Origin of the sequence: Lutibacter sp. (assembly GCF_040883305.1) — a bacterium.
Taxonomy (GTDB): domain Bacteria; phylum Bacteroidota; class Bacteroidia; order Flavobacteriales; family Flavobacteriaceae; genus Lutibacter.
In genome coordinates this window covers 1-8,972 of sequence record NZ_JBFLKT010000298.1, presented here as the reverse complement: position 1 = coordinate 8,972, position 8,972 = coordinate 1, and the positions used below count along the sequence as shown (strand labels likewise).

At 29.6% G+C, this 8,972-nt stretch carries 7 protein-coding genes and 1 pseudogene; 2 read left to right on the top strand and 6 right to left on the bottom strand.

The window, feature by feature from the left end; all coding sequences use genetic code 11:
• Together AB1Z17_RS09580 and truA are read right to left on the bottom strand one after the other, a co-directional pair.
• A pseudogene (locus tag AB1Z17_RS09580) lies at positions 1-224 on the bottom strand (ABC transporter ATP-binding protein); the annotation flags it as partial.
• Complete coding sequence (gene truA / locus AB1Z17_RS09575) at positions 217-969, bottom strand: tRNA pseudouridine(38-40) synthase TruA (protein WP_368051581.1); 753 nt, start codon at positions 967-969, stop codon at positions 217-219. The pseudogene AB1Z17_RS09580 and the gene truA, both read right to left, overlap by 8 nt.
• Before the next feature lie 199 nt (positions 970-1,168).
• Between truA and AB1Z17_RS09570 the strand changes: the two genes are divergently transcribed.
• Positions 1,169-1,663, top strand: coding sequence for a metallophosphoesterase (locus AB1Z17_RS09570; protein ID WP_368051580.1), 495 nt, complete (start codon positions 1,169-1,171; stop codon positions 1,661-1,663).
• Here AB1Z17_RS09570 and AB1Z17_RS09565 read toward each other — a convergent pair.
• The 3 genes from AB1Z17_RS09565 to AB1Z17_RS09555 all read right to left on the bottom strand — a co-directional run bounded on the left by AB1Z17_RS09565 (position 1,660) and on the right by AB1Z17_RS09555 (position 4,764).
• Positions 1,660-3,384, bottom strand: a complete 1,725-nt coding sequence (locus AB1Z17_RS09565) for a tetratricopeptide repeat protein (protein WP_368051579.1) — start codon at positions 3,382-3,384, stop codon at positions 1,660-1,662. The genes AB1Z17_RS09570 and AB1Z17_RS09565 overlap by 4 nt on opposite strands.
• Positions 3,385-3,514: 130 nt before the next feature.
• Positions 3,515-4,174, bottom strand: coding sequence for a response regulator (locus tag AB1Z17_RS09560; RefSeq protein ID WP_368051578.1), 660 nt, complete (start codon positions 4,172-4,174; stop codon positions 3,515-3,517).
• A 155-nt stretch (positions 4,175-4,329) separates the two neighbouring features.
• Complete coding sequence (locus AB1Z17_RS09555) at positions 4,330-4,764, bottom strand: DUF4293 domain-containing protein (protein ID WP_368051577.1); 435 nt, start codon at positions 4,762-4,764, stop codon at positions 4,330-4,332.
• A gap of 217 nt (positions 4,765-4,981) precedes the next feature.
• Here AB1Z17_RS09555 and rho point away from each other — a divergent pair, with 217 nt between their 5' ends.
• Positions 4,982-6,697 carry a transcription termination factor Rho gene (gene rho, locus AB1Z17_RS09550; protein ID WP_368051576.1) on the top strand — a complete coding sequence of 572 codons (1,716 nt, stop codon included), beginning with the start codon at positions 4,982-4,984 and terminating at the stop codon, positions 6,695-6,697.
• A gap of 532 nt (positions 6,698-7,229) precedes the next feature.
• Here rho and AB1Z17_RS09545 read toward each other — a convergent pair.
• The coding region (locus AB1Z17_RS09545; RefSeq protein ID WP_368051575.1) for a peptidylprolyl isomerase at positions 7,230-8,972 on the bottom strand (1,743 nt) is incomplete at its 5' end.

Below are 8,972 nucleotides of genomic sequence, written 5' to 3'. Positions count from 1 at the left end.
GCAACCATTAGCAATGAGAAAAATAAAATTCCCTCTTTATCTTTGTTTTCAAAATAGGTATTCACAATTTCTTGTAACAAAATAGGTTTCGCTACAGAAACCAACGAAAGTAATATTGCCGCTAAAGTGCTTATAAAAAACTCCCAACGGTATATTTTTGCAAAAGACATTAATCTGCCAAAGATGTTTAAATCAAAAGCTTTGCCTGTAACTTTTTCACTCATTTATAAATATATTTTTCGGATAGTTTACTTCAGTTAAAAATAATCCTTGTGCTGGTGCGGAAGGACCTGCATTTTTTCTATCCTTACTTTCAATTATTCTTTTAAATTCTTCTAATGTTGTTTTTCCTGTCCCAACTTCAATTAGAGTACCAACAATGGCTCTGACCATATTTCTTAAAAATCGATCTGCTGTTATATAAAAAATTAACGATTTATTTTCATGCACCCAAACAGCTTTTGTAACATCACAATTATAAGTTCTTACATCGGTATTTGATCTGGAAAAACACTTAAAGTTGGTGTAAGTTAGCAAAATTTTAGCCGCTTCATTCATTAAATCTACATTTAACTTTTTATTAATAATTTGCCAAGAAGCATCCGTTAAAAAAGGATTTTTACCAAAATAAATACGATACTGATAGCTTCTACTTACAGCATTAAAACGCGCATGCGCTTCATCAGTAACTTTTAAAATACTTAAAATTGCTATATCTTTTGGTAATAAAGAATTCAGTTTGTAGATAACTTCATCAATATTAAAATCTTCCTCTAAATCTAAATGTGCATATAACTGCTCTGCGTGCACTCCAGCATCAGTTCTTCCTGCTCCTGTGACATCTAAAGTCTGTTTAAAAATTAACGAGAATGCTTTATTTATCAGTTCTTGAACCGTAATTGCATTGGGCTGAAATTGCCAACCATGATAATTTGTACCTTTATATGCTATTTCTATAAAATATCTCAATTGAAATGCTAATTTTGTGCGGGTACAAATATAAGAGATATTTACCAGTTTAAGTTTTTACAATTCATGAAGCTAGGGTGCTAAAAAGTTTATCATCTACTAAAATGACTGATTGCGTACCTTTCTCTCTAGCAGACAGACAGTATGCCAGTGCTGAGCGCAGTCGAAGTATGGCCTTTAAAAAAAATATTATAGACACATGAAAAAAATACTACTTCTTTCCGATACGCATAGCTATATTGATAATAACATATTGAAGTATGTAAAACAGGCAGATGAAGTTTGGCACGCTGGCGATATTGGAGACATAGAAGTTACTGACACTATTTCAAAAATAAAACCAGTAAGAGCCGTTTTTGGCAATATTGATAATTCCACAATTAGAACTGAATTTCCTTTAGATAATAAATTTGAATTAGAAGGTGTTTCTGTTTGGATGACACATATTGGTGGCTATCCAAAAAGATATGATTACAGAATTAAAGCAGCAATAACTAAAAATCCACCTAAAATATTTATTAGTGGTCATTCTCATATTTTAAAAGTAATTTATGATAAACAATTAAACCTGTTACATTTAAACCCTGGTGCTGCAGGAAAACATGGGTTTCATAACATAAGAACAATGCTTCGTTTTCAAATTGATAACGGAAATATTACTAATTTAGAAATTATTGAATTGGAGAAGCGTTAGTAAATTATTGGAATAGAAATAAATACACGTGTTCCCTCGTTGCTTGATTTTATATTTAACAAACCATCTAACACTTTTATTCTAGCTTTAATTTGACTTAATCCAATTCCGTTTTTTAGTTCAATTTGATTTATATCAAACCCTATTCCGTTATCAAAAACAATAATTTGTAAATTTCCGTTTAGTTGTTCTAATTTAATGGTTCCTTTTTTTGCTTCACTATGCTTTAAAATATTATTTAGAAGTTCGTTAATAATATTAAACATTTTTATTTCAAAATTTTGATTAAAACGTTCAATATTTTTCGCATTGCTTGTAAAAGTTATTTTAGAATTTGATAATTTTTCACATAAATCTTGAACGGCAAAACCCAAACCAAATTTTAAAAGTACGGCAGAGATTAAATTGTGTGACAAATCTCTAATTTGTTCTGAAGCTTCTTCTAAAATACTTTGAGCTTTTTCAATTTCAACAGGAATAACTTCTTTTATTTTCTTTTTACTTGCATATAAATGTAAATTTATTGCTGAAAGCAATGCGCTTACATTATCGTGTAATACACTTGCTATATTTTTCCGTTCTTCTAATCTGCCATCTAAAGTAGCTGCTAAAATTTTAGCTTGTAAATCACTTTTTATCGTGTCAATTTTATTTTGATTTAGTAATTGCTCTTGGCTAATTTGCAACGCGTAATTTTTTTTGTTCAATTTATACACTTTATACAAGGTATAGATTCCAGATAAAAGCACCAAAATTGCAAAGCCCAATCCGTAAGTTAAAACTTCGGCATCTTTTCTTTTTGATTTCTCTATTTCTGTTTCTTTTTCTTTAGTTGCTAAACTATATTTAGATTGTATTACAGCTATTTCTTTATATTTTAGTTCCTGTTGCAAAGAATCGTTTAACGAGAAAAATTTATCCTGATACTCAAAAGCTTTTTTGTAATTATTTAAACCACCATAAGCATAAGCCATATTTATGTAGGAAGATCTTCTTGTTTGTTTTTGAATATCTTCTTCTCCATACCCAACTAAATCAAACGCTTTCTGAAAAACATTAAGAGCTTCTTTATATTTTTCTTGCATGTAATAAACACCTCCAAGATTATTTAAAATCCCCGCTTCAATATTTTTATTTCCTAAAATTTGTTGGTAATTAGCAGCAATTTTATAATTTTCAATTGCTTTTTCGTAATTTGCTTGTAAATAAAATATACCCGATAAGTTAGCGAAAATTTTGGCTTTTAAATCATCACTTTTTTCAACACTTTCACCAACAATTATAGCTTTTTCATAATTAACTTTGGCAGAATCTATTTGATTATCTAATTGAAAATTTCCACCTTTTTTAAAATAAATATATTGTAAACTTTTAGCATCATTTAAAACTAAAGGAATTATATTATTAAAGGTTTCAGTCGATTTTTTATAATCTCCATGTTCACGAAAAATGTCTGCCAACAATAAGTTTCCATCTATTATTAATTGTTGTTGATTGTTTCTCTTTGCTGTTTCTATAAAAAAGTATAATTTTTCTAATGCTTCTTCAGAATTTCCACTTTCTAACAACGTTTTTATCGCTTTTAAAGCTTCATCATCAGAATCTAATAATTTATTTTCAATTTTTTTTAAATCTATAGCATATAAATTCTGGGCAAAAATAGTAACATTTACTAATGTAAAAAACGTAATTAAAGCAATTGTGAATTTTATAAATTTCATGTGGGTATATTATTTTTAAGGTCTCCAACTGCTTTTCTGCCTCAAGTAGGTGGTTATTTACTATTGCATTAATTGCAAACTTTTTTCTTGTTTTGAATCATAAAGAATTTATGAAATAACATTAAAATAGTTAAACAATATTATTTTTCATGGCATAGATTGCCAAACCAACAACATTTTTTACTTTTAATTTATTAATTAAGTTTTTTCGATGGGTTTCAACAGTATTAGTACTAATATGAAGTGCTATACTAATTTCTTTTGAATTAAATTGCTTGCAAATTAATTTAAGAACATCTGTTTCCCTTGGAGTTAATGAACTAAAAAATGAACTTCCTTTAGGTATTTCGTCAATACTCGAAAGATTGTTAGTGAAGGTTGATAATAATTTATCTTTTATACTTTCACTAAAATATTGTTTGTCGCAATAAACGTCATTTATGGCTTCTACAATATGTTCACCAGCACATTTTTTAGCTAAAAACCCACTTGCTCCAATTTTCAACACTTCTTTAATAAGTTTCGTATCATCATAGCTTGATAGCACAATAACTTTTTGTTGAATACCGTTTTTCAAAAAACTTTGCAACACAGCAATCCCATCAATTTTCGGCATATTGATATCTAAAATTAAGATATCAGCTTCATTCGAAGCAAACCAATTTAAAACATCTTCGCCATTGAGAGAACTCCCAACAACTTCAATATTTTCTTCTGAGGATAAAACTGCTTCAATACCATCTATTAATAATTGATGATCGTCTGCAATATGAACTTTGATCTTTCTCATAATTTTCCCTTTTCAAATATATTATTTATAAAACTTTAAAACTATACTTAAATATAGTGATATTTTTGCATCACCAGAAACCGTTAGAAGCAAAAAACCATTTTAATAAAAATTAAAATGGTTTTCCTTGCACTAAATATACTAAGATGTTAGGTTTAACGCAATCTGTCAACAGATTTTACAAGTTCTTCATCCTTTTTAATTGCTTTATTAGCCATTACAACTAATACTATTGTTAAAATTGGAATCAGCAACCCAATACCCTTCTCAGAAACAATAATTTCTCCAGATAAGCTTTGTGAAAAATATACGAGAATACCTAATAAAATAAAATTGGTCAAAATTGCTAATCTGCCTAAAACAAATTGTAACTGACGTTTTTTAAATTGAAAAACGGCAACAAATGTTAATGCAGCAGATAGAAAAAATAATACTGCCATTACAACTAATAATGTATTATTTGAACTGAAAGAATCCATTACAAAAAATTTAATTTCCTCATTAGTAGTCCATAAATTGAAAAGGAAAATACTTCCCCCAGACAATAAGGTTGCTAACAATAAATAAATAGTTTGTATTCTTTGAATCATAATTATAATAATGGAGCACAAAAATACGTTTTATTTTTAAAGATTAAAACTATACTATGTGAAATATTTTTATATATTTGCAATCAGTTGCTATTAGCACAGCAATTCAACTACAACTAAAACAAACCAATCACCACTTAGTATAATTCACAATAATACAGTTTTAAAAAACACAATTTTTAATATACACATATTAACACTAATTACAAATTAACAAATGTTTGAAATTTCCCAACTAAAGGAGAAAACTCTTGTTGAATTACAAGAGATAGCAAAAACTATTGGAGCAAAAAAATACAGTCAATTAAAAAAATTAGATTTAGTTTATTTAATATTAGACATACAAGCTTCAAACCCTTCAAAAATCACTAAAAAAGAGTCTACAACTAGTGATAACAAACCAAAACGAAGAAGAATCGTAAAAAAAGCTGTTCAGCCAAAAGTAAACAAACCTTTTATTTCTGAAGCACCAAAAAAAGAAATTGAAACTAAAGAAGTAGCAAAAGAAGAAATAGTAAAAGAAGTTGCTGCAAAAGTTGTTCAGCCTAAACCGAAACCTAGAAAGTTAGTTAAAGCTCATCCGAAACAAAAAACGGAGTCAGTTGCAAAACAGGAAGTTGCAGTTGCCGAAATAACTGACAAACCAAATACGCAAAAAAACAAGCCACAAGCTAAGCCTGCTGCGCAAAAACAACCTCAAGCTAATCAGCCAAACAAGCCGAAGCAACCACAAAACCCAAATCAAAATAAACAACAATCAAATACTAATAAAGGGCAACGCAAAAGCGGAAACCGTTATAGAGATCCTGATTATGAATTTGATGGGATTATTGAAAGCGAAGGTGTTTTAGAAATGATGCCAGATGGTTATGGTTTCTTACGTTCTTCAGATTATAATTATTTATCTTCTCCAGATGATATTTACTTATCACAATCTCAAATAAAATTATTTGGTTTAAAAACTGGAGATACCGTTAAAGGAGTGGTTAGACCTCCAAAAGAAGGTGAAAAATATTTCCCTTTAATTAGAGTTTCAAAAATTAATGGTTTAAATCCTAATGTTGTAAGAGATAGAGTTTCCTTTGAACATTTAACACCATTATTTCCACAAGAAAAATTTAATTTAGCAGGTAAAGGAAGTACTTTATCAACAAGAATTATGGATTTGTTTTGTCCAATTGGAAAAGGACAAAGAGGTATGATTGTTTCTCAGCCAAAAACGGGGAAAACAATGTTACTTAAAGATATTGCTAATTCAATTGCATCTAACCATCCAGAAGTATATCAAATAATTTTATTAATTGATGAACGTCCGGAAGAAGTTACAGATATGCAACGCAGTGTACGTGGAGAAGTTGTTGCGTCTACTTTTGACGAACCAGCTGATAAGCACGTTAAAGTTGCTAATATTGTTTTAGAGAAAGCAAAAAGATTGGTAGAATGTGGACACGATGTTGTTATTTTATTAGATTCAATTACACGTTTAGCCAGAGCTTATAATACTGTTGCACCAGCATCTGGAAAAATATTATCTGGTGGTATTGATGCCAATGCATTACACAAACCAAAACGTTTCTTTGGAGCTGCACGTAATATTGAAAACGGAGGTTCTCTTTCTATTATAGCAACTGCTTTAACAGAAACTGGTTCTAAAATGGATGAAGTTATTTTTGAAGAATTTAAAGGTACTGGTAATATGGAACTTCAATTAGAAAGAAATATTGCAAACCGTAGAATTTACCCGGCAATTGACTTGGTTAAATCTAGTACACGTAGAGACGATTTATTATTAGATCCTAAAACGGTTAAACGTATGTGGGTTCTTAGAAAATATTTAGCTGATATGAATCCTGTTGAAGCAATGGAATTTATTAAAGATAAAATTCAATTTACCACTTCTAATGAGGAATTTTTAATTTCTATGAATGGGTAATTAGTAAATAATTCAATACAAAAAGAGGCTGTTTTAATTTTTTAAAGTGGCCTTTTTTTATACAAAAATGTGAGCTTTTCTATATAAACAAAAATCATAACATAATTAATACGTCTTTACAAGGAAGCGTTTGAAACGAAGAGGAAAACACGACTGCAGCAATCTCATTAATAGTAGCTGCTTTTATATTTGTAGTTTCAAAGTCACAGATTGATTCACTAAATTGCAATAATGATTTCATCAATCCTACTCTAAGAGGTACAACTGACGCAATCTCATGAATAGGACCTAAAATTAAACTTTTAGTTTTAAAGCTATAGATTCCTTTACTATATTGCATTCCGTTTGCTATGACAGTCTTTTTTAAACTTCTGATTAGCAACAATGTGTAATTGGATACGTGTAGGATCTACATTAAAAATAATGTATATAATTTTAACCTATTCAAAAAAAATCGCCTAATATTAAGCATAAAAAAATCGTCTAAAATTAATTTTAGACGATTTTTATAAATTATATAATCTGAGAATCTCTAAAAGAATTTACCTCTATTATCTTTAATATCAGCCGTTTCCTCTAAAACATTAAATATTTGATTTCCTCTTGCTTGTAATTGTGTAACCAGTTTTTTACGGAAAGTATCATAGTTTTCTAAATCAACTGGAGCATCACGTTTTGTTACTTTAAAAACAAATACACCTTTCTCTCCACTCACAAAATCCGACACTTCATTTAGCTTAATTGTTGACATTGCTCCAACGACACCTGGCTCGTTACCTACACCTGAAATTAAAGGACTTGCTAAATTTACTGCAGATGCCTTACGCACTGTTACACCACTATTAGTTGCAATTTCTGCAAGTGTAGCGCCTGACATCTTCTTTTTAATCATTTCAGCTTTTTTCTTATCAACCAATTCCGGACGAATACTACCTAATAATTCTGAACTTACTGCAACACCGTCTTTTTCAACTTTTCCAGTTAATACAGCCACTGAATATCCTCTTTTTCCATTTATATCAATATCAAATCTCTTAGAATTACCTAATTCTCTTTCATTATCAAAAGCCCAAGTTACCATTTGTCTTTGAGCTCCCAAACCAGGAATTGCTTCATCCAATACTTTTAAGTTAAGTGCCGTTTGAACGTTATAATTTTTTTCGGTAGCAATTTCATCTATATCTTTTCCTTCTGAAAGATTTGCGTTTAATGTTTCTGCTTCTTCAAAAATTCTATTTTCAGTTTCTTCTGATGCTTCAACTAAACGTGCAAAAGTTACCAATTTAACCGCTTCTTCTGCTTTAGTTTGATCATCAATTCTAATAATGTGGAAACCAAAAGCAGTTTCAACCACATCTATACTACCAACTTTATTTTTATAAATAAAATTTGCAAAATCTACATCAAATGATGGAGAAAACGCTTGGTCTTTTCTAACCCATCCAATATCACCACCTTTACCTTTAGTACCATCTGAATTGATTTCATCAGCTATTTCCGTAAATTTAGATTTATTGTTTTTCACCAATGCAAAAACGCTATCTGCAGTTTTTTTGGCTTGTTCTTTAGTTTTTAACGACGTTGATCTTGTAGTTCCAGCATAAGGAATAATAATATGACTAGATTTTACTGAATCTGGCATTTGAACCGTTTCAACAACTTTAGAAATTTTATAATAGCCATTTTGTTTGTATGGACCCACAACAGTTCCTACCTCAGCATTAAACACTTCATCAGAAATTTCTGCTAAAATTTGATTCTTATATTTATAGCCATTATCAATCGCTAAATCAGATCTATTGTCATTTAAAAAACTCTCATATTTAGTAGTGTTTTTTAAACCTGCAATTTTTACAGTAGCTTTAGCTGCATTGCTATATTCTTCTCTATCTTCAATATAACTTTCTACAAGTTTTTTCGCTTCAGCATCATCAGCTTCCGAAGGTAAAATATCAAATTTTACATATTTAATAGTTCTTGCCGCTTCAGTCTTATATCTTTTAGCATTATCCTTTAAATACTTTTGAATCTCTTGTTTTGAAACATATGCCAAACTATCTGCTATTGTACTATAAGGCACATAAACAAATTCTGCATCCATTTTAGTATTATTAAACAAATAATCTCTTTCACCTTCTTTTAAAGAAGCACCTAGCCCAGCTTTTACTAAAGAAGTATATGCTTGACGTTGTAAGTTTTGTTTAATATTTTTTTCTGTTGCCAACCAGTTCATCCAAGCTTGACTATTACCAGACTCGGCATCATCTTTCATATT